Origin of the sequence: Escherichia sp. GZ89 (assembly GCF_019366485.1) — a bacterium.
Taxonomy (GTDB): Bacteria; Pseudomonadota; Gammaproteobacteria; order Enterobacterales; family Enterobacteriaceae; genus Escherichia; species Escherichia fergusonii.
Window position 1 is genome coordinate 127,962 of the sequence record NZ_JAEOHX010000004.1, and the last position, 21,622, is coordinate 149,583.

Sequence of the window (21,622 nt, forward strand, 5' to 3'; positions counted from 1 at the left end):
GTGGTTTCTGGACGTATTCCTTCCTGAAGTCGGTTTTCTGGCGTTGTTGTTAAGTCTTGGGGTCAACGTGCTGACCCCATTGACAACCTTTGCGGGAGTGCGGTTGAGCTGGCCTGCCATGATGCGACTCACTTGCATCGGCACTCTGGCACAGTTCGCGCTCCTGCTGATCGCTTTTGGCGTACTGACGTATTGTTTTCTCATCAGCGATTTCTCGGTCATTTATGTCGCCCAACATAGCTACAGCCTGCTGTCGTGGGAACTCAAACTGGCGGCAGTGTGGGGAGGGCATGAAGGTTCGTTGCTACTTTGGGTGCTACTCCTTTCCGCGTGGAGCGCGCTGTTTGCCTGGCATTATCGGCAGCAAACCGATCTGCTATTTCCGCTGACATTAGCCGTTTTATCTCTCATGCTCGCCGCACTGTTGCTGTTTGTGGTGCTGTGGTCCGATCCGTTTGCGCGGATATTTCCGCCAGCAATCGAAGGTCGCGATCTCAATCCGATGCTGCAACATCCTGGCCTTATCTTCCATCCGCCCCTGCTTTATCTTGGCTATGGTGGTTTGATGGTGGCGGCGAGTGTGGCGCTGGCGAGTATACTGCGCGGTGAGTTTGATGCTGCCAGCGCCCGAATTTGCTGGCGTTGGGCGCTACCAGGCTGGGGGGCATTAACGGCGGGGATCATCCTCGGTTCCTGGTGGGCCTATTGCGAACTGGGCTGGGGCGGCTGGTGGTTCTGGGACCCGGTGGAAAACGCCTCTTTATTACCCTGGCTTTCTGCCACTGCGCTGCTGCACAGTTTGTCCCTGACACGCCAGCGGGGGATTTTCCGCCACTGGTCGCTGTTGCTGGCGATAGTTACTCTGATGCTGTCGCTGCTGGGCACCTTAATTGTCCGTTCTGGCATTCTGGTTTCGGTTCATGCGTTCGCGCTGGATAACGTCCGCGCCGTGCCGTTGTTCAGCCTGTTTGCACTGATTAGCCTTGCGTCTCTGGCTCTGTATGGCTGGCGAGCGCGGGACGGTGGCCCGGCGGTGCGTTTTTCGGGGTTATCGCGGGAAATGTTAATCCTCGCTACGCTGTTGCTGTTTTGCGCAGTGCTACTGATCGTGCTGATGGGAACGCTTTATCCGATGATTTACGGCCTGCTGGGCTGGGGACGCCTCTCCGTTGGCGCGCCGTATTTTAACCGCGCGACGTTACCGTTTGGTCTGTTGATGCTGGTGGTGATTGTGCTGGCGACGTTTGTCTCTGGCAAACGCGTGCAGCTTCCGGCGCTGCTGGCGCATGCGGGTGTGCTGTTATTTGCCGCGGGGATCGTGGTTTCAAGCGTCAGCCGTCAGGAGATCAGCCTGAATTTACAGCCGGGTCAGCAGGTGACTCTGGCAGGATATACCTTCCGTTTTGAGCGCCTCGATCTGCAAGCCAAAGGTAATTACACCAGCGAAAAAGCGATAGTGGCGCTGTTTGACCATCAGCAACGCATTGGTGAACTGACGCCGGAGCGGCGTTTTTACGAAGCACGTCGTCAGCAAATGATGGAACCGGCAATTCGCTGGAACGGCATCCATGACTGGTATGCGGTCATGGGCGAGAAAACCGGACCGGATCGTTACGCTTTTCGTTTGTATGTACAACGCGGTGTGCGCTGGATCTGGGGGGGAGGATTGTTGATGATTGCGGGCGCATTGTTAAGCGGATGGCGGGGGAGGAAGCGCGATGAATAAAGGGCTTCTCACGCTACTGCTGTTATTTACCTGTTTTGCGCGCGCTCAGGTTGTAGACACCTGGCAATTCGCCAATCCGCAACAACAGGAACAGGCGTTAACTATTGCCAGCCAGTTACGCTGCCCGCAGTGCCAGAATCAGAACTTACTGGAATCCAATGCGCCGGTGGCAGTCAGTATGCGCCATCAGGTTTACAGCATGGTGGCGGAGGGGAAAAGTGAAGTCGAAATCATTGGCTGGATGACTGAACGCTACGGAGATTTTGTTCGCTATAACCCACCGTTAACCGGTCAGACGCTGGTGTTGTGGGCGCTGCCAGTGGTGTTGTTACTGCTGATGATACTGATCCTCTGGCGGGTAAGGACGAAGCGATGAAACAGCCTCAAATACCGGTGAAAATGCTGACAACACTCACGATATTGATGGTATTTCTCTGTGTCGGCAGTTATTTGTTAAGCCCAAAATGGCAGGCGGTACGTGCGGAGTATCAGCGTCAGCACGATCCGCTATATCAGTTTGCCAGCCAGCAAACCCCGGAAGCGCAGCTTCAGGCATTACAGGATAAAATCCGCGCTAATCCACAAAACAGCGAACAGTGGGCGTTACTGGGTGAGTACTATTTGTGGCAAAACGATTACAGTAATTCGCTGCTGGCGTACCGTCAGGCGTTGCAACTACGTGGCGATAACGCTGAACTGTATGCAGCGCTGGCGACGGTGCTTTATTACCAGGGCAGCCAGCATATGACCGCCCAGACTCGCGCAATGATCGACAAAGCACTCGCGCTGGACTCTAACGAAATCACCGCTCTGATGCTGCTGGCTTCCGATGCGTTTATGCAGGCGAATTACGCGCAAGCCATCGAACTATGGCAAAAAGTGATGGATTTAAACTCACCCCGGATCAACCGGACACAGCTGGTCGAGTCGATTAATTTGGCGAAACTGTTGCAGCGGTGATCAGATTAATCATCTGGTGATGAAGATTATGTTATTGAGCTGCATAAAAAATAATCGAATGAACATATGCCCAAAATAATAACTAACCGGTATTATTGCAGATTAAACAAATAAAAATCTTTCCATAACAAATGGTTATTCATTAATCCTGCCATAAACTCGCGTTATTATGCATTAATGCAGCGAAAAGCTCTGTTGTTAAAGGGTTGCGCAACATACCGCGCAAATGATACTGATCATAAGCGTTAAAAAAATCTACAAACCAACGCAACACAATTCATGCCCTGGCAGTATGTCACGTTCTCGCGTTTCTGAACGGGGAACGGCGCTCCATTGAGGAAGTTATTCTGATGAAAAATATAAAATTCAGCCTGGCCTGGCAGATTCTGTTTGCTATGGTGCTGGGCATTCTCCTGGGAAGCTACCTGCACTACCATAGCGACAGCCGCGACTGGCTGGTCGTCAATTTGCTCTCTCCGGCGGGTGATATCTTCATCCACCTGATCAAAATGATTGTTGTGCCGATTGTTATTTCCACGCTGGTGGTGGGTATTGCGGGTGTTGGTGATGCCAAACAGCTCGGGCGTATTGGCGCGAAAACCATTATCTATTTCGAGGTGATCACCACTGTCGCCATCATTCTGGGGATCACCCTGGCGAACGTCTTCCAGCCCGGTGCCGGGGTGGATATGTCGCAGCTGGCAACCGTCGATATCTCGAAATATCAGAGCACTACAGAAGCGGTACAGAGCAGTTCCCACGGTATTATGGGCACGATTTTGTCGCTTGTGCCGACGAACATCGTGGCGTCGATGGCGAAAGGCGAAATGCTGCCGATCATCTTCTTCTCGGTGCTGTTTGGTCTGGGGCTTTCCTCTCTGCCCGCAACGCATCGTGAACCGCTGGTGACAGTGTTCCGCTCCATCTCTGAAACGATGTTTAAAGTGACTCACATGGTAATGCGTTATGCACCTGTAGGTGTGTTTGCGCTGATTGCCGTGACGGTGGCTAACTTTGGTTTCTCTTCACTGTGGCCACTGGCGAAACTGGTGCTGCTGGTGCATTTCGCGATTCTGTTCTTCGCGCTGGTAGTACTGGGAATTGTAGCGCGCCTGTGCGGGTTAAGTGTCTGGATCCTGATTCGTATTCTGAAAGATGAGCTGATTCTGGCGTACTCCACTGCCAGCTCTGAAAGCGTGCTGCCGCGAATTATTGAGAAGATGGAAGCTTACGGTGCACCGGCGTCGATCACCAGTTTCGTGGTTCCGACCGGTTATTCCTTTAACCTTGACGGTTCAACGCTATATCAAAGTATTGCCGCTATTTTTATCGCCCAGCTGTACGGCATTGACCTGTCAATCTGGCAGGAGATCGTTCTGGTACTGACGCTGATGGTAACGTCAAAAGGGATTGCTGGCGTGCCTGGCGTATCGTTTGTGGTATTGCTGGCGACGTTGGGAAGCGTAGGGATCCCGCTGGAAGGTCTGGCGTTTATTGCCGGGGTTGACCGTATCCTCGACATGGCACGTACGGCACTGAATGTGGTGGGTAACGCCCTGGCGGTGCTGGTGATTGCCAAGTGGGAACACAAATTTGACCGTAAGAAAGCGCTGGCTTATGAGCGTGAAGTGCTGGGCAAATTTGATAAAACTGCGCAATAGTCTGATTTAGCGTGTTTTTTTCAGGTCGGATAAGGCGTTAACGCCGTATCCGACCTCGTGCTGAATGCGCCGTTTAACCGTTAGTTAATTTTTCGAACTCTTCGCACCCGGTATCAAACCCTTCCATACAGCTCAGATTTAACCAGTGCAGCGCCTTCTGTTTATTCTTCTCGATAAAACCTTCTTCACCGTTTAAGAACATCATTCCCGCCCAATATTCTGAATAACCGGTGCGTGAAATGGCAGAACTGCGCTTGAAATACCAGGTCGCTTTTTCGTCATCGGCGGGAATGCCCACGCCGTTCGCATAAATAAGCCCTAACAGCATCTGAGCATCAACGGCAGAGTCGTTTTCCAAATCCTCAGAGGCATTTTCGAGTAATGAAATAGCTTTCGGATAGTCAGGTTTACCTGCCTGGGTATTTACCAGAATATGCGCCAGCGTGACTTCGCCTTCTTTACTCCCTGCCTGAGCAGCTTTTTCAGCCAGAATTTTTGCTTGTGGATAATCCAGACTTACCGGATTGGTGATTTTGATTTGTGCCAGTAAAGCACAGGCATCAGCATCACCATTATCAGCTGCTTTTTGCGCCCAGTATTCCGCCTTGCTGAGATTGCCGGAACTAAGCCAGCTATCAGCAAGAAAATACTGTGCTCGTCTGTCACCGGCTTCTGCCGCTTGCAGATATTGGCTTCCGGGCTGCGGTTCGTCGGCATGGGCAAAGAATGTTAGTAAAAACATCAATGCAAATAGTCGTTTCATTTTCATTTTTATGTAGGGTAAGGAGTAGACAGTATAAATAGAATGCATGGAAAAAAAACAGCCTCCGGCTGGAGGCTGTTGTGGAGGGATTTACGCCAGTGCGCTTTCGCGTAGGCGGGTTTTCAGCTTGTTGTACTCGTCAATCACATATTGCTCGGCGGCACGCTGATCAGCAATTGGCTCGACACGTACGGCGCAATATTTGTACTCCGGCGTTTTCGTAATCGGGCTTAAGTTCTCAGTGACCAGCTCGTTACAGGCACCGATCCACCACTGGTAGGTCATGTAAATCGCCCCTTTGTTCGGACGATCACTCACCTGAGCACGGGTGATGACTTTGCCTTTACGCGAGTGTACCCAAATCAGCGCTTCATCTTCGATACCCAGACGTTTTGCATCTTCGGTATTGATTTGCGCATAACCAGGTTCATCCGCCAGCGCCGCCAGCGCCGCACAGTTACCGGTCATCGAGCGGCAAGAGTAGTGTCCAACTTCACGCACCGTTGAGAGCACCATCGGATACTCGTCGGTAAGTTTGTCGATTGGTGCTACCCAGTCGCAAGTAAAGAACTGTGCTTTACCGTTCGGGGTATCAAACTTCTCTTTAAACAGATAAGAAGTCCCCTGATCGGCATCTGATGTGTCGCGGCAAGGCCACTGAATGAAGCCCAATTCGCCCATTTTTTCGTAAGTCGCACCATAGAAATCCGGGCACAGATGACGCAACTCATCCCAGATCTCCTGGGTGTTGTTGTAGTGCATCGGATAACCCATCCGGGTGGCGATTTCACTGATAATTTGCCAGTCCGTTTTCAGATCCCATTTCGGTTCAACGGCTTTGAAGAAACGCTGGAAGCCACGATCAGCCGCAGTAAACACGCCTTCATGCTCGCCCCACGACGTTGACGGTAAAATGACATCCGCCGCCGACGCGGTTTTGGTCATAAAGATGTCCTGAACGATGACCAGTTCCAGATCTTCAAAAGCTTTACGTACTGCCGACAGTTCCGCATCCGTTTGCAGCGGATCCTCGCCCATAATGTACGCGGCGCGCACTTCGCCATGCGCTGCGCGATGCGGTAGCTCGCTGATGCGATAACCGGTATGTGCAGGCAGGCTCTCTACGCCCCAGGCTTTGGCGAATTTCTCGCGGTTAGCCGGATCTTTCACGTACTGGTAGCCAGGGTAAGTATCTGGCAGTGCGCCCATATCGCAGGCCCCCTGCACGTTGTTTTGACCACGAACTGGGTTTACCCCCGCATGCGGCTTACCGAGGTTACCGGTCAGCATCGCGAGGCTGGTCAGAGAACGTACGGTTTCCACGCCCTGATAGAACTGGGTAACACCCATGCCCCACAGAATGGCTGCGCTTTCCGCCTGGGCATACATCCGCGCTGCCTGACGAATCTCACTGGCGCTAACGCCGGTGATATCTTCAACCGACTCCGGCGTGTAGCCTTCAACGATTTTACGATACTCTTCAAAGCCTTCTGTACGAGAAGCGACGAACGCTTTGTCGTACAGATTTTCTTCAATAATGACATGGCCCATCGCATTCAGAAGCGCGATATTTGAGCCGTTTTTCAGTGCGATATGCATGTCAGCAATGCGCGCAGTTTCGATTTTACGCGGATCACAGACGATGATTTTCGCCCCGTTACGTTTAGCGTTAATCACATGATTCGCCACGATGGGGTGGGAATCTGCCGGGTTATACCCGAAAACAAACACTAAATCGGTATTATCAATTTCGTTAATGGCGTTGCTCATTGCGCCGTTACCGACCGACTGGTGCAGACCTGCAACCGATGGGCCGTGTCAGACGCGAGCGCAGCAGTCAACGTTATTGGTACCAATAACGGCGCGCGCAAATTTTTGCATTACATAGTTGGTTTCGTTACCCGTACCACGCGAAGACCCGGTGGTCTGGATGGCATCCGGGCCATACTTCTCTTTAATGGCACTCAGACGCTCAGCAACGTAATTCAGCGCTTCATCCCAGGAAACAGGTTCGAGTTTGCCACCACGCTGGCGACGGATCATGGGGGTTTTCAGGCGCGGAGTCAGGATCTGGGTATCATTAATGAAATCCCAGCCGTAATACCCCTTCAGGCACAGGGTTCCCTGGTTGGTTTTCCCCTGCGCCGCCTCAGCCCGGACGATTTTGCCGTTATCGACCACCAGATTGATTTTGCAACCTGATGCGCAATAAGGGCAAACCGTGACGACTTTTTTCATCGGTCTTGCTCCAGTTAATCAAATCGCGCATACGCGCTGTCGCCTTGAGTATGCATCTTCTATGCCACATTTTATTTGTGGGTTTACCCTGATATTACGGGTGAATTGTGGTCAAAACCCTGACGAAAAACAGGCTGTCGTCAGTTTTGACGTGACGAAGTGAGATACCGCGCGACATTCACCGCGCGGTGTGAGAATTACTTACTGGCAGGTATTGCCTGATAGCCACCACCAAGCGACTTGATCAGTTGGATACTTTGCACAACACGTTGTGAATCCAGCATCAGCAATGACATCTCTTCAGCTAACACCGGAAGCTGCGATTCCGTTGCCTGCAAACGGCTGCTTAGCCCTTGCTTCCAGGCCGCTGTTGCAGCCTTCTGGGTATAACGAATGGCTTCTACGCGCTCAGCTTGTATTTCTCGCTGATTATTCAGCGTTTGTAGACGCGTACCGTTTATCGCCACATCACGAACGGTATTGAGTACCGACTGGTTATAGCGTTCAATCATCATATTACTGGTCGCCCGCGTTCCTTCGAGGTTGGCATTCAGTCGCCCACCATCAAACAACGGTAATTTCAGACCAGGAATGACGTTAAACTGCCTGCTGGTGTTTTTGAATAAGCTGTCGAGATGAATAGCATCCAGCCCGAAGAATGCTTTGATATCAAAGCTTGGATAGAACAACGCCCGCGCGGCGTCCACCTGATTTAAAGATGCCTGGACGTACCAGCGCATCGCTTGCAGATCCGGGCGTCGGGCGAGAAGTTCGTAAGAGAGTGATGACGGAATACCGGTATTTACCAGAGGAAGCGCAACAGGTTTGATCTCTGGCAAATCGCTGGCACCAGCCCCCATCAACGCACGCAGGGATTCACGTGTTTCACGGAGTTGCCCTTTTACTGCCGCGATTTGTTTTTCTACCGCGAGGATTTGCGCCCTTGCGCCGTGGTAAGGCACTTTAGCTTCCAGACCACTGGCGACTTTGCTTTGGTGCGCTTTTACTGCGTAATCAATCACATCGCGTGTTTTCTCCAGCAAATCCAACATCTGGTAGCTGGCCTGCATACTGTAGTAAAGCTGTGCCACACCCGTGGTAAGTGATAACTCCACCGCCGAAGACTCGGCCAGCGCGGCATTTTGTGCGCCAATGGCGGCCTCGACCGATGAACGGTGAGCGCCCCACAGATCCAGATCCATCCCGGCAAATACGCCAACGGTGGCTTCGGTATAATACGGCCCGTCCATACCAAGATGCGGTGCATCCATCGCATAGGGGCTTAAAAAACCATTCGCCGAGACACGCTGGCGATTCAACATTCCCAGCGCAGCAACTTGCAATTGTGAACCAGCTTCCAGTAAATCCGCCTGCGATTGCGCCTTCTCAACGCGTAATTTGGCTTCTGCAAGCGTGTGTGATCCCTGCAAAGTTCGCTCGATAAGGGCGTTAAGCTGCGGATCGTTAAATTGTCGCCACCACTGCGCTTGTGGCCAACCGGCGCTTGCCAGGTGAATGTCATCGGCAAGTTTAATCTGCTCGGGGGCTAACTGCTGATGCGGCGCAGAATCTTTGCGTACCAGGGCACAGCCAGAAAGCAGCGTCGCGCCGCCTAACAGACCACAGAGAATTAAGCGGGAAAGATGACGGCTCATGATGGTGTAGCTCCTTGCACGTGTTGCGTGGCAGGCGTAAGCGTTGGGGAAGTCCAGTCAGGTAGACTGGCGATTAACTGCATGACGCGCTGCTCCTGTTGATTTAATTCACTCATGACAAGCGTGGGGGAAAGGCTGGTATGTTGTGGCAATCCTGCGGCGTAAAATTCCAGCGCTCCGACAAGTTGATTCACGCGCTCAGGGGTAAGCGAGTTAATCCCGGTATTATCCCAGGTGTGAATAATTTCCCGACCAAGAGTAATGACACCCTTCGCTCGCTGCAGGAGAGCTTCCCGTTCTGCTCCTGCAAGCTGACGCTCAAGCGCGACGCGTTCATACATCTCTTCACTGGCGTTGAACGCTGCATGTAAGCCAATCCGCAATTTCAGATAAGTTCGTTCCATGGCGGCTTCCGGCTGGCGTGGAATACGCAGCAGTTTGCTGAGCATCGCCATTGCTCCGGCCAGTTTTTGTGGTAAAGCGCGAGCTTCACTTTCCGGCCAGACAAAAGTGTAAATGACTGCTGAAACTGCCGTTCCGATCAAAATACCGATGGCACGATCGCGGATCTCCACGAGGTCATACGCCGGGCCAAAGACGTTTTCCAGCGTGGCGAGGGCAAAAGTGACGACCATCTGGGTGCCGATATAAGACGAACGCTCTGAACTGGTTGCCAGCCTTGCGCCAATCCAGAAAATGGGGGCCAGCACGCACAGTAACTCGACAATATTGTCCAGCCACGGCATCACAAAAATAGTGACCACCAGCGCCAGAATCGCCCCACAGAATGCGCCACCAAAACGTAATGCCATTTTCTGATATGACGAGCCAATATTGGGGTTAGCGACAATCACGCAGGTCAGCATACAGGTGTGAATACCTTCCCAATCGACACCGGAATAAAAGGTGTAGCAAATCAAACATGCCAGCAATGTTTTCAGGGCATAACGCAAATAATCAGGATTGGTAAATGCATCCGCGACCATTGATGGCGGTTTTGCTGCTGGTGTGGGGGGTGTCGCTGGGTCCATGTGCCCCAGTTGCAGCAACATCTGACAATGGCTGAACAAACCACATTGATGAGCAAGCGTAAGTTCATCTTCCCGAAGCTGCCAGTTGCTTTGCCAGGTTTCACCTGCGCAAATGGCTTGTTGCAGCGACTGCACTTCACTGATCAGCTTCTGACGTAAAACAGTCATTTCCGGGGATTCCGGGAAGGCACGGACATCGTAACGATTCAGGCTGGTATAGAGATAAGTGACCGTAGCAACACAGTTCTGCCACCAGGCGCTTTTCTTACGCCACTCCGCGTCATCGGCAAGACAGAAGACGTTCAGCTTTTGCAGCGCCAGCGCTTCCCGTTCAATATATTTTTCTGCTAACGGTGAAGCCTCGTTGGTGAGATGACGTAACGCATCATCCAGACGCTCGCTTAGCGCTTTATGCATCTGATTTACTGCCCGACTGGGAAACCACAACACACCGATTAACGTCATCAGCAAGGTCGGGTAAAGCCCAACCACGATGCACCACAGCGTCAGACGTACAACAATTTCCGGCACATCGATCATCGCCGGGAAGGTTTGCCCGTAAATAGCGACAATTGCCACAGCAAAAAAGACCAACCCCAGCCGATGGGTACGCATCATAAACATGCAGCCCATCAATATCGGCCCGGCAATCACCAGACGCATCAGCGGGTAGCCGTAAGACCATTTATAGATCAAAAACAGGCTACCCATTTCCAGCACCGTAGCAACCACAAACAGGATCGCCACAAATTTGGTATAGAAGGCATTTGTCTGCACACCATAAAACAGCACTGCCAGTGAGATTGCCATAAACGGGATCTCAAACGTCATGGAGATCAGCACAACCAGCAGACAGCCAGCCCATAGCTGGAAGGTTTGTGCCATACGCCCCGGTCGCTGTTCGTTTAACTCCTCATGAAGAAAAGCCAACAGCCGAACCATTGGTAGCGGAAGGTAGTTGAGCGCGCTCATTATTGTGGCTCAAGGTTAGCAACCGCCGAAGCACCTATACGGAACATCTCAGGGTCAGGGTTATCTACCATGATTTTTACCGGGAAACGCTGGGCAACACGTACCCAGTTGATTGAGCGAGATACACGTGGTAGCCCACCTAATACCATGCCGCCATCGTCTGGTAATACGCCATAACCAATGGAATCGACTTTGCCTTCAAAGGTTTTACCGCTGTCACTCATCAGGCGAACTGTCGCGGGTGTTCCGGCGCGGATATTATTCAGCTCTGTTTCACGGAAGTTAGCGATGACATACCAGTGGCGGGTGTCGATCAGTGTGAAAATCGGCCGCATCGCCGAAGCAAACTGCCCGACAGATGTTTTCAGCGACACCACGCGTCCATCAAAAGGCGCACGAACGGTAGCCATCTCCAGATGCAACTTTGTCAGTGCAATATCGGCAAGAACGGCCTCACGCTGGGCGACCAGCGCATCCACGCCTCCCACACCACTGACCGCAGATTGTGCCTGTAGTAACAGTGCTGCATAGTCAACCTGTGCTGAGCGATGGGCCGTTCTGGCGCGATCCACATCTTCATCTGATACATAGCCCTCTGCCAACAGAGACTCGGTACGTTGAAAGGTTTTACTGGTCTGATGAACAATCGCCAGGGCTTTCTCCACCGATGTCTTCACTGCCGCGGCTCCGAGTTGCTGGGCTTCAACGCTACGCTGGGTGAGCATAATTTGTTTATCCAGCGCGGTCAGCGACGCCTGGGCTTTTGCGAGGCTTGCTTCATAGGGGCGCGGATCAATACGAAATAGAAGATCGCCCTGTTTCACCAGTTGGTTATCTTTGACCGCAAGTTCCACAATGCGGCCACTGACTTCTGGCACCACATCAACGGTATCCGCAGATGCGTAAGCGTCGTTAGTTGCCGGGGCGCTATCGACACGCCAGATCACATAAACAAGAGCAACGACTGCCGCAACGGTCAGGATCAACGCGGGTAATTTATTGCGCGTAGCGTTTTTTGGCGTACTTTCCATGAGCGCATCTCAAAAATAAGTTAGAAAAAAACCAGCCAGAACAGCGTGGAGTAGAGGGCAAACAGCGCGGTGTAAACCAGCCCGGCACATGACAGGTTGTTATAAGTGCGCAGTATGATTTGCCGCGTAATAAGGGTAAGAACGACGCCTGCAATCAGGCAGAAAAGCCAGCCAGGATAGTAAGCACCGATGACGGGAATTGCAGGAGATAACTTACAACCGGTTAATAATATTGCTGGTATGAGCAGAAACAATTTTTTTAACTGCGTTCCTAAAATGGATTTAATTCTTTGCATCATAAAAACATCCCGTTTACGGCGAATAATATCCCTGGTCAATATGAATAGCGAAACCGGAGCACAGTATGGCGATTTTTTAATACCTGCGAAATGGCTTTAATCTTTTACCGCATTCAGAACTTATTCATTAACATTATTGTTTTGTGAAAACTATTTATTGAAAAAATCGCTTCCGGGGGTCACCCCCGGAAGCTATACGCTAATTAATTTGGTGTAACGATATTTACCCACAACTCAAATTGATCGAGGCTGGTAAAAATTTCATCCAGCTTCGCCGCTTTACCAATCACTTTCACTTTCTTCGCTTTGATCAGATCGGCCATTTTTGCCTGCCCGGTCAAGAACTGATGCAGATCCGCTCGGCTGATATAGAACGAAGCATCGGCGTTTGGTTGCAGGGTTTGTCGGTAGTTCAGCACGCTGTTATTAAGCGTAAGGTTCAGGTTATCGCCATTATCCATATTGAAGTTCAGATTGACGCTCTTACCTTCGGCTTTCTCGCTATCGAGAAGCACGGCCATATAATCGAACAGCATCTCTACCGACATTCCTTTCAAGGTATCTGGAGAGTAGGTGGTGCCGTGAGCGAATTTATGGACGCCTTCACGCAACTCTTTCGCTCCGGTCAGGTAGAAGCCACGCCAGGTGGCTGATTCCGCCTGATAACCAAGTTGCTCAAAGGTATTCGCCTGCAGATTTTTCGCTACCTGATCACCCGGATTCGCAGCGATCACTTGCTTGAGCAGCTCTGCCGCCCAGCGGTAATCGCCCTGTTTATAGGCTTCCTGCGCCAGGTTAATGGCCCGGGCAGAACCCCCCAGCGCTTTCACATAGCGTTGCCCCATATCCACCTGACCATATGGATTGAGATTCGCCGGGTTACCGTCGTAGTAGCCCAGATAGAAGTTATACACCGCACGGGCATTATGGCTGACAGAACCGTAATAACCACGGCTGGCCCAGTTATTTGCCAGTGACGGTGGTAACTTGAGCATGTTGCCAATTTCATTCATGGTGTAGCCCTGGTTGGCTAAATGCAGAGTCTGGTCATGAATGTATTTGATGGTGTCGCGGTATTTACTTACATAATCATTGATATGTTTATTACCCCAGACCGGCCAGGTATGCGGCATAAACAAGACTTCTGCTTCATTACCCCACATATCCAGGGTCTGATTAAGGTATTCCGTCCACTTACTGGTATCACGGGTTTTAGCGCCACGCAAAGTGTAGAAGTTATGCAGCGTATGGGTGGCGTTCTCTGCGGTACACAGCGCTTTCAGTGCCGGAATATAGAGATGCATTTCTGACGGCGCTTCACTGCCTGGTGCCATCAGGAAATCAAACTCCAGACCGTCGATAATCCGTTTTTCACCGGTTTTCGTTATGGTGATTGTTGGTGCAATAATTGAAGGATCACCCGTTACCAGCGTTACACCAAGACCATTGCCAATAGTACCTTCGGGGTTACGTGGTAGTAACAGGCCATAGGAGTAAAGTGCGCGACGGCTCATGATATTACCGGCCATCACGTTTTCGCTAATCGCTTCATCCATAAAGCCTGCCGGAGCGATGATCTGCACTTTCCCGGCTTTAACATCGTCTTCTGAAACCAGGCCTTTAACACCACCATAATGGTCGGTATGACTATGGGTATAAATCACCGCCACAATAGGTTTCTGTGGGCGATGCTGTAAGTAGAGATCAAATGCCGCTTTAGCGGCCGGGGGCGTAACAAGCGGGTCGATCACGATGATGCCCGTATCCCCTTCAATGAAGGTAATGTTGGAAATATCCTGACCACGAACCTGATACATCTTGTCGGTGACTTTAAACAGACCAGATATGCCGTTTAACTGCGACTGGCGCCACAAACTTGGGTTAACGGTTTCCGGTGCTGGCGCATTGAGATCAAATTTAAAATCTTCGCCACGGTAGTACACTTTGCCATCTGGTGTGCGCAAAATCCCCTGATCGAGCAATGGCGCGATAAACCCGCGTTGTGCATCATCAAAATCCTGACGATCATTGAACGGCAGCGAGTTTGTGTAATTCTGGTTAATTTGTTGAGTATATTGAGACGCCTTGTGCGTCGATTCGCTGGCACTGACGCTGTTGATTAGCAGCCCACCAGTGGCGGTAAGCGCAATAAAAACCCTGCTCAAACGGAATAACCGGGAGTTATTCATCTTAATCTCCATTTAATTATTTATGGCATCAATATTTAAAGCGGCAAAATGAAAAATATCCTCGCCTTATAATAAAGGCGAGAATGTCATTTTGAGAAAATGAAGTGTGAGCTGAGTGGATAATTTAGTTAGGTATTAGTGCGAACTTTTCCCGCAATAGCAAATAGATTTGCGTGGATAATGTATATATGTAATTCATATGAAAATTATATATTCAGCACCACTGAGTCCTGTAAATATCATTGCTTCGCAAAGAAACGTCCGCTTGCCAGTGTCGCGGCCCCTTGCGCACCATTAAATGCCGAAGACGATGCCGGAATAAAACAGACTTCCTGATACGGTAACGGGCGGCGCAAATAACGCTTAATTTTGTCAATCAATGCTTCTCGCGGAAACGCTACCATATCCATTACACCGCCACCGAGAATCACCACATCGGGATCAAACAAATTTACGCTGGAAGCAATTGCGCGAGCGGCGTGATCGAGCAGCGACTGCACAAACAACTCATCACTGGCATGGACAAACAACTCGCTCAAGGTGTAGTTACGAGGTTGTTGTTCATACCACCGTTTTAATGCCAGCCCCGAACAGACTGTCTCAAGGCAGCCAGAGTTGCCACAGCCACAGTGTTGAGTCATATCACCTTGCGGTATGTGCCCTAATTCTCCTGCAACACCATGCGCTCCGGTCCATGGCGCACCATTCATCCAGATGGCAAATCCCATTCCGGTTCCCAGATAGGCTCCCAGGACCAGTTGATCGACCAGATGATTTTCCTGCACATCCCAGGAGAGTTGCAGGTTTACATCACGGGAAAATGCTAACGGGCATTTCAGTGAAGCTTGCAGGTTATCAGCCAGGCCATGTAGCTCCCCGGCCGACAATGGCAAGTTGGGAGTCGAAATAATGCTGCGTTGATCTTTGCCAACCAGTGCCGGTAAACCCATGATTAGCCCACAACAGGTCACATCGTAATGCACGAACTGTTGATGCAGCATAGCAGCGATTCCGCTGGCGACATCGGGGACCAATACATCTGCGGTACGGCGCTTTTCGCAATGCACAATCTCCCCCGCAGCCGTTTGCAGGCAAAAGCGGATATGAGTCGCCCCCATATCCACGCCCGCCACCACGCTACGCTGTTTTGCCATAACTCTGCACTCCTTTACGGGCATTGAGGATCTGCGTGGTCATTACCTGCCAGGCATCAGTAATATTATCTGCATGATTAAACAGCCCGGATGTGCCAACGATAAACACGTCCGCACCTGCCGCTATCAGTCGGTCATAAGTAGCCTGATTACAAGAGCCATCCACTTCGATTTCATAATGCAAACCTTCACGCTCGCGCCATGCTTTTAGTTCAGCAATTTTATTCAGCATCTCAGGAATAAATGGCTGCCCGGCGAAGCCCGGATCAACAGTCATCACCGTAATTTTATCGGCCTTATGGATGTAGTATTTCATGGCTTCAACCGGTGTTTCAGGGTTAAGGATCAGCCCGACCTTCATTCCCAAGCGACGGATTTCATCAATCAAGCGAAACGCCTGACCATTAATGGTTTCCGGGTGCAGCGTGATGAAATTAGCCCCAGCCTGCGCCAGCTGGCTGATGTAATCCTGCGGTCGAGTCACCATCAGGTGGCAATCCAGCGGTTTACTCGCCAGTTTTTTCACCTGGCTGACAAAAAACGGTGACAAAGTCAGGTTTGGTACAAAATGACCATCCATTATGTCGATGTGAAAATAATCTGCGTGACTGTCTATAAACTCGATCTGTTCTTTAAATTTCAGCAGATCCATACACATTAATGAGGGAGCGATTTTCATGTTCTATTCCTTACTTACTGATAAGACGGTCGAGGGCGACAGCCGCGATAATTAATCCACCCATCACCACCAGCTGGTAGTAGGTTTGTACTTGCAGAATATTGAGACCGTTATTGATAGTGCCGATAATTAACCCGCCAATAACCACCGAGAAAATGCGCCCTTTGCCACCGAAGAAACTGGTCCCGCCAATGATGGCACTGGCAATGGCGTAGGTTTCGAATCCCATACCGGCGAGAGGTTCTGCCGCGCCCAGACGCGCCGTGGAAACCACGCCCGCCAGTCCGGCACAAACACCAGAGATGATGAACACCACCAAAGTGTGAAACTTCACATCGATCCCGGAATAGAACGCCGAGTTTTTATTGCCGCCGAGGGCATAAATGTTGCGCCCAAGCCGCATCCGGGTAGTGAGAAACCAGAGGACCAACGCAATCAGCAGAGAGAAGATCACCGGAACAGGGATCCCAAGTGGGCTTGCGGCGAAGAAGTTAACGAAATCAAAGGAGAAGCCATACACCGAGTTGGCATCAGAAATCACCAGGGTGATGCCACGAAAAATGGCGTTTGTGCCAAGAGTGATAATAAACGGATGGAGACCTGTCCAGTTGACCAGGCAACCGTTGATAGCCCCCAAAGCGCCACCTACCAGCACACCACCAATCAGTGCTGCGATGATCGGATCAATCCCCGCCAGCATCAGTTTGGCCGTCACCATACCGGAGAGCGCCAGAATCGCGCCGACAGAAAGGTCAATACCTGCTACCAGAATGGCAAAGAACTCGCCCATACCAATCAATACGGTAACGGAGCTTTGAACAAAGATCTGACTAATGTTGTTCGTCGTTAAAAAATACTCCGGCGACAAAGAACCGAAGATGGCGACGATGATAGCGAGGATAAAAAACGTGCCGTACTTATCCCAGAACAGCGCGAAGTTGAACGGTTTTTTCTCCGCGACCTCGCCTTTTACTCTTGTGGTAATGCCCATGCCATAATCTCCTCTTCGCTCAGGTCATCGCAGTTGGTCAGGATTTGCGTCAGTCGCCCCTCGCAGAACACAGCGATGCGGTCACAGACGGCGAGAATTTCAGGAAGCTCAGATGACACCATCAGGATGACTTTTCCGTCGTCCGCCAGTTGGCGCATCACTTTGTAGATTTCGGCTTTCGCGCCGACGTCGATACCACGGGTAGGTTCATCGAAAATGATCACTTCCGGGTGACAACACAACCATTTAGAAATCAATACTTTTTGCTGATTACCGCCAGAAAGTTCTCCGATATTCTGGTTGACGGTATGGCATTTCAGCGCCAGTAATTCCCGCTGCGCCTCAGCAATTTGCTGCTCCTCATGGTCATGAAACAGCCCCATTGCGCCTTTAAGACCACCCTTTTTCAGGCTGCGGCTAATCGCCATATTCTGGGCAATCGAGAAATTGGGGAAAAAACCGTTATCGCGCCGACTTTCGGTGATGTAAGCCATCCCTTTTTTCACCGCATCCAGTGGCGAACGTGGTGAGATAGCTGCACCATTCAGGCGGATTTCGCCGCTGGCACGTTTATCCACACCGAACAGGCAGTTCATCAACTCCGTCCGGCCAGATCCTACCAACCCGGCAAAGCCGAGAATTTCACCGCGACTGACCGAGAAAGAGATATCGCGGACTTTTTTGCGGTCGTGACTGGTAACATTTCGCACTTCAAACACGGTCTCCCGCGCCACATTTCCGGTGCTTTCTTTCATGGCGCTAAAGCGGTTTTGCAACTCACGTCCAACCATTAGCCGCACAATGTCGTCATTAGAGACATCACTCACCATGCCACTGCATACGCTGCTGCCATCTTTCATTACTGTGTAGCGATCACAGATACGGCGAATCTCTGCCAGCTTATGAGAGATATAAACAATGGCTGTGCCCTCTTTACGCAGCTGGTTCATGATCAAAAACAGGTAATCCACCTCTTTATTGGTCAATGACGACGTAGGTTCATCCATGATGATCACTTTGGCATCGAGCATCAGTGTCTTGGCGATCTCCAGCATCTGTTTATGGCTGATTGATAAATTCGCCACTTTTTCATCTAAATCGACTTTTAATCCCACTCGTAGCAACATCATTGCCGCCCGAATACGCATTTCTTTCCAGTCGATAATATCGACACCACAGACTTTCTTTGTCAGATGGCGACCAATATATAAATTCTCCAGTACCGTTAATTCATCAATAACGCTTAACTCTTGATAAATAATCCCGATGCCAAGTTGTGCCGCTAATTTATGGTCCAGTTTGTCATAGGTCGTATTATTGATAGTGATCGTGCCTTTACTCGGTGGATGTATTCCCGACAGCACTTTCATTAAAGTTGATTTACCTGCGCCATTTTCACCTAATAACGCATGTATTTCGTGAGGATAAACTGTTAAATCAACCGATTTTAATGCGTGAACCGGACCAAAGGATTTGCCGATCCCCGCCATGGATATATATGGCGTGACCATAAATAATTTCCTTTTTAATGACCCCCTTCCATAACGCTACAGAAGGGGGTTTATGACAACTTATTATTTGGTCACAAGGATAGAATCTACCAGTTTAAATTGTGGTGCTTTATCCAGGGCAATCACTTTGCCTGACTTCGCAGCATCAACCATCAGCTTCAAACCGCTGGCACCGATATCTGCCGGATTCTGCGCGACAGTCGCGGTCATCTGACCCGCCTCAACCATTTTACGCGCTTCCGGGATACCGTCGGTGCCTACCACCAGAACTTTCCCCACTTTGCCCGCATTTGCGACAGCCTGGGCGACGCCCATTGCCATAGTATCGTTGGCGCAATAAATTGCTTTGATATTTGGGTTACGCTGCAACACGTTAGTGGCAACGTCCAGCGCTTTGATACGATCCCAGTCGGCAGGTTGACTGGCGACGAGCTTGATCTGCGTGGCCTTTTTGAAAGCATCGGTCGCACCATTACGCCGAGCCTCACCAGAAGCATTACCGGCTTTGCCTTCGATAATGGCTACTTCGCCACCTTCAGCGCCCAGTTTGTCGATAATAAATTCCGCGCCTTTCGCCCCAACAGCGACGTTATCAGTGGTGACAAACGCTTCAACATTACCCCCCGCTTTTTTCAGGTTATCCATATCAATCTTTTCATCGAGATTGACCAGATAAATGCCTTTTTTCCATGCCCGGGCGACGGGCATTACCAGGTTAACCGAAGAGAGTGGTGCAAAGGCAATCCCTTTATAATTCTTATTACTGAGATCTTCGAACAGCTGTAATTGCGATTGAAAATCGCCTTCTGAAGGAGAAGCAAAAATATCTACGCTCACCCCCAGTGTTTTGGCTTCCTCTTCAATACCTTTTTTCATATCCACCCAAAATGGATTAGATAAAGTTTTTAATACGACGGCGTATTCGGCCGCAGCAAATGCACTGGTTGATAACATTAAGCCCACAGCAGCGCCGCTGAAATATTTCAGATATTTATTCATAATAATGTTCTCAGTGTAGGGTTGAGTGGTAATCCCGCGATTGCGGGATTACTTTTTTACTTCAGCGCACCTGGTGAAAAGAAATCAACAATTGCGCCCGTTTTTTGCATATTTTTATTGGCCTGTTCAATATTAAGCTGGGCAACAGAAACAAAAAAAGCATCCAGCAAAGTAAGTTGTAAAATGCGGGCAGAGGCGTTTCTACCTAATAACGGTGTTTCAGGTGCCGGGGAGCAAATAATATAATCAGCCAACTTCGCTATCGGAGAATGATAGCTATGAGTGATACAAATAATTTTTGCCCCATTCTTTTTCGCCAGTTCTACAGCCGCCTTCACATCACTGGTTCGCCCTGAGTGGGTCACGACCAGCACCACATCGCCTTCTTGTAACAACGAAGCGGACATCATCATGATGTGAGCATCAGGATAGGCCTGACAGCGCACACCAATACGTAAAAACTTGTGCTGAATATCCGCACAAATAGCGTTTGAACCGCCAGCGCCATAGAGATCGCGTTGTTTTGCCTGATAAAAGAAACGCGCGGCCCGGTGAATCTCATCGACATTGACAATCGACTGGCCTTCCATAATGGTGCGTAACGTGATGTTGAACACCTTGTTCACGACATCCTGTGGCGCTTCATCAAAAGCCAGTTCACTGGGAAGTACCTGCTCGGACTGAGAAAAATAGTCTTCCAGCGCACTACGCAAGTTACGAAAGCCGCTAAACCCTAATAATTTTGAGACCTTTACGATCATCGCCTCGGAGACGGCTAATGCTTCCGCAACATCTTTTATCGCTGGAGCACTACTAAGATTGCCTGGTTTCAGCAACCACTCCACGATCCGACTTTCGTTTTCTGTCATGCCTTCCTGCTTCATTCGCAGGTAGGGGGCAAGCCCGATTCCCTCAGGAAGCCCTGAATCAAACTCTGACTGGCTCATCGCGTTCTCTTGTCCATGAAATAAAGACGCCACTATAACACCACAGCAAAAACAGAAAAGATGCTGGCAACTTCACAAAACTGTTAAATTCATAAAGTTTGTTATTTTGTGAATCAAACAACATATCATCAATCCAATTAACAAATATAATCTATATAAATCAATTACATATATATTTTTATTACTAAACAACTTTACAGCAATGCTTAATCTAAAAGTAGTAAGACTATTGCGCAGTGATAGCTTTGGGAGTAGAAAAATAATTCTTTTTAGAGTAACTGTATATTTATTGCACATATAGAGCCATAAATATCACAACTTATGTAAATCCGTGAAGTTTGCGGTCTTCAGGAGCAGAAAATGAAAAAGATTGCCTTCGGCTGCGATCATGTGGGTTTTATCCTTAAAGAGGAGATCCTTACGCATTTAGCCCAACGCGGAATCGAGGTACTCGATAAAGGTACGTGGTCTGGTGAGCGTACTGATTATCCACGTTACGCCAGTGCAGTTGCTCAGGCGGTGGTGGCGGGGGAAGCAGATGGCGGCATTTTGATTTGCGGGACTGGCGTGGGGATCTCAATTACTGCAAACAAATTTGCTGGTATTCGGGCGGTTGTTTGTAGCGAACCGTACTCTGCGCAGTTGTCGCGGCAACATAACGATACCAACGTGCTGGCATTTGGCTCGCGAGTCGTGGGCCTGGAGCTGGCAAAGATGATCGTCGATGCCTGGTTGGATGCAAAATTTGAAGGTGGGCGCCATCTGGCACGGGTCGAGGCAATAAAAGCAATTGAAATGCGGGATGATTGAGATTAC

The 21,622-nt window shown here is 50.0% G+C and carries 18 protein-coding genes; 5 read left to right on the forward strand and 13 right to left on the reverse strand.

From position 1 onward, the window contains the following. The first annotated feature begins 7 nt into the window (after nt 1-7). The 4 genes from K0335_RS08905 (at nt 8) to gltP (ending at nt 4,347) form a co-directional block, all read left to right on the forward strand. Nucleotides 8-1,726: a heme lyase CcmF/NrfE family subunit gene (locus K0335_RS08905; RefSeq protein WP_072274185.1), complete on the forward strand. Its 1,719-nt coding sequence runs from the start codon at nt 8-10 to the stop codon at nt 1,724-1,726. After that, the gene (nrfF, locus tag K0335_RS08910; protein ID WP_046083074.1) at nt 1,719-2,102 is read left to right on the forward strand and encodes a heme lyase NrfEFG subunit NrfF; all 384 of its coding nucleotides are present in this window, start codon (nt 1,719-1,721) and stop codon (nt 2,100-2,102) included. Before K0335_RS08905 ends, nrfF begins: the two co-directional genes overlap by 8 nt. Continuing rightward, nucleotides 2,099-2,686, forward strand: coding sequence for a heme lyase NrfEFG subunit NrfG (nrfG, locus tag K0335_RS08915; protein WP_046083075.1), 588 nt, complete (start codon nt 2,099-2,101; stop codon nt 2,684-2,686). The genes nrfF and nrfG overlap by 4 nt, the downstream gene beginning before the upstream one ends. A gap of 350 nt (nt 2,687-3,036) precedes the next feature. After that, entirely contained in the window at nt 3,037-4,347 is a 1,311-nt protein-coding gene (gene gltP, locus K0335_RS08920; protein WP_046083076.1) for a glutamate/aspartate:proton symporter GltP, read from the forward strand. Nucleotides 4,348-4,420: 73 nt separating this feature from the next. On the opposite strand, the gene yjcO is transcribed toward gltP, so the two are convergent. The 13 genes from yjcO to alsR all read right to left on the reverse strand — a co-directional run bounded on the left by yjcO (nt 4,421) and on the right by alsR (nt 20,806). Beyond that, complete coding sequence (gene yjcO / locus K0335_RS08925) at nt 4,421-5,110, reverse strand: Sel1 family TPR-like repeat protein YjcO (protein ID WP_015953947.1); 690 nt, start codon at nt 5,108-5,110, stop codon at nt 4,421-4,423. A 90-nt stretch (nt 5,111-5,200) separates the two neighbouring features. Further along, nucleotides 5,201-7,348 carry a formate dehydrogenase H subunit alpha, selenocysteine-containing gene (locus tag K0335_RS08930; protein WP_015953946.1) on the reverse strand — a complete coding sequence of 716 codons (2,148 nt, stop codon included), beginning with the start codon at nt 7,346-7,348 and terminating at the stop codon, nt 5,201-5,203. Between the two features lie 197 nt (nt 7,349-7,545). After that, complete coding sequence (locus tag K0335_RS08935; RefSeq protein WP_219393809.1) at nt 7,546-9,006, reverse strand: MdtP family multidrug efflux transporter outer membrane subunit; 1,461 nt, start codon at nt 9,004-9,006, stop codon at nt 7,546-7,548. Beyond that, the gene (gene mdtO, locus K0335_RS08940; RefSeq protein WP_104919895.1) at nt 9,000-11,006 is read right to left on the reverse strand and encodes a multidrug efflux transporter permease subunit MdtO; all 2,007 of its coding nucleotides are present in this window, start codon (nt 11,004-11,006) and stop codon (nt 9,000-9,002) included. Before mdtO ends, K0335_RS08935 begins: the two co-directional genes overlap by 7 nt. Further along, entirely contained in the window at nt 11,006-12,037 is a 1,032-nt protein-coding gene (gene mdtN / locus K0335_RS08945; protein WP_000446399.1) for a multidrug transporter subunit MdtN, read from the reverse strand. Before mdtN ends, mdtO begins: the two co-directional genes overlap by 1 nt. A 20-nt stretch (nt 12,038-12,057) precedes the next feature. Then, nucleotides 12,058-12,333 (reverse strand): YtcA family lipoprotein, encoded by a 276-nt coding sequence (locus K0335_RS08950; protein ID WP_024256574.1) that lies wholly within the window; start codon nt 12,331-12,333, stop codon nt 12,058-12,060. A gap of 206 nt (nt 12,334-12,539) precedes the next feature. Next, nucleotides 12,540-14,525 (reverse strand): alkyl/aryl-sulfatase, encoded by a 1,986-nt coding sequence (locus K0335_RS08955; protein WP_104919894.1) that lies wholly within the window; start codon nt 14,523-14,525, stop codon nt 12,540-12,542. A 239-nt stretch (nt 14,526-14,764) separates the two neighbouring features. Beyond that, nucleotides 14,765-15,679 carry an allose kinase gene (gene alsK / locus K0335_RS08960; RefSeq protein WP_104919893.1) on the reverse strand — a complete coding sequence of 305 codons (915 nt, stop codon included), beginning with the start codon at nt 15,677-15,679 and terminating at the stop codon, nt 14,765-14,767. Further along, nucleotides 15,663-16,358: a D-allulose 6-phosphate 3-epimerase gene (alsE, locus tag K0335_RS08965; RefSeq protein WP_000684966.1), complete on the reverse strand. Its 696-nt coding sequence runs from the start codon at nt 16,356-16,358 to the stop codon at nt 15,663-15,665. Before alsE ends, alsK begins: the two co-directional genes overlap by 17 nt. A 10-nt stretch (nt 16,359-16,368) precedes the next feature. Continuing rightward, entirely contained in the window at nt 16,369-17,349 is a 981-nt protein-coding gene (gene alsC, locus K0335_RS08970; RefSeq protein ID WP_046076422.1) for a D-allose ABC transporter permease, read from the reverse strand. After that, nucleotides 17,328-18,860, reverse strand: a complete 1,533-nt coding sequence (alsA, locus tag K0335_RS08975) for a D-allose ABC transporter ATP-binding protein AlsA (RefSeq protein WP_000258618.1) — start codon at nt 18,858-18,860, stop codon at nt 17,328-17,330. The genes alsC and alsA overlap by 22 nt, the downstream gene beginning before the upstream one ends. A gap of 63 nt (nt 18,861-18,923) precedes the next feature. Continuing rightward, nucleotides 18,924-19,859 (reverse strand): D-allose transporter substrate-binding protein, encoded by a 936-nt coding sequence (alsB, locus tag K0335_RS08980; RefSeq protein WP_046082056.1) that lies wholly within the window; start codon nt 19,857-19,859, stop codon nt 18,924-18,926. Between the two features lie 56 nt (nt 19,860-19,915). Next, a complete protein-coding gene (gene alsR / locus K0335_RS08985; RefSeq protein WP_000083220.1) occupies nt 19,916-20,806 on the reverse strand; it encodes a D-allose utilization transcriptional regulator AlsR in 891 nt (296 codons plus the stop codon). Between the two features lie 360 nt (nt 20,807-21,166). On the opposite strand from alsR, the gene rpiB reads away from it, so the two are divergent. Then, a complete protein-coding gene (rpiB, locus tag K0335_RS08990) occupies nt 21,167-21,616 on the forward strand; it encodes a bifunctional allose-6-phosphate isomerase/ribose-5-phosphate isomerase RpiB (RefSeq protein WP_000716786.1) in 450 nt (149 codons plus the stop codon). Nucleotides 21,617-21,622 lie beyond the last annotated feature (6 nt).

Coding starts and splice junctions, on each gene's coding strand:
- nrfF (WP_046083074.1), top strand. CDS start 1,719: ATGAATAAAGGGCTTCTCACGCTACTGCTGTTATTTACCTGTTTTGCG.
- nrfG (WP_046083075.1), top strand. CDS start 2,099: ATGAAACAGCCTCAAATACCGGTGAAAATGCTGACAACACTCACGATA.
- gltP (WP_046083076.1), top strand. CDS start 3,037: ATGAAAAATATAAAATTCAGCCTGGCCTGGCAGATTCTGTTTGCTATG.
- yjcO (WP_015953947.1), bottom strand. CDS start 5,110: ATGAAACGACTATTTGCATTGATGTTTTTACTAACATTCTTTGCCCAT.
- mdtO (WP_104919895.1), bottom strand. CDS start 11,006: ATGAGCGCGCTCAACTACCTTCCGCTACCAATGGTTCGGCTGTTGGCT.
- mdtN (WP_000446399.1), bottom strand. CDS start 12,037: ATGGAAAGTACGCCAAAAAACGCTACGCGCAATAAATTACCCGCGTTG.
- K0335_RS08950 (WP_024256574.1), bottom strand. CDS start 12,333: ATGCAAAGAATTAAATCCATTTTAGGAACGCAGTTAAAAAAATTGTTT.
- K0335_RS08955 (WP_104919894.1), bottom strand. CDS start 14,525: ATGAATAACTCCCGGTTATTCCGTTTGAGCAGGGTTTTTATTGCGCTT.
- alsK (WP_104919893.1), bottom strand. CDS start 15,679: ATGGCAAAACAGCGTAGCGTGGTGGCGGGCGTGGATATGGGGGCGACT.
- alsE (WP_000684966.1), bottom strand. CDS start 16,358: ATGAAAATCGCTCCCTCATTAATGTGTATGGATCTGCTGAAATTTAAA.
- alsC (WP_046076422.1), bottom strand. CDS start 17,349: ATGGGCATTACCACAAGAGTAAAAGGCGAGGTCGCGGAGAAAAAACCG.
- alsA (WP_000258618.1), bottom strand. CDS start 18,860: ATGGTCACGCCATATATATCCATGGCGGGGATCGGCAAATCCTTTGGT.
- alsB (WP_046082056.1), bottom strand. CDS start 19,859: ATGAATAAATATCTGAAATATTTCAGCGGCGCTGCTGTGGGCTTAATG.
- alsR (WP_000083220.1), bottom strand. CDS start 20,806: ATGAGCCAGTCAGAGTTTGATTCAGGGCTTCCTGAGGGAATCGGGCTT.
- rpiB (WP_000716786.1), top strand. CDS start 21,167: ATGAAAAAGATTGCCTTCGGCTGCGATCATGTGGGTTTTATCCTTAAA.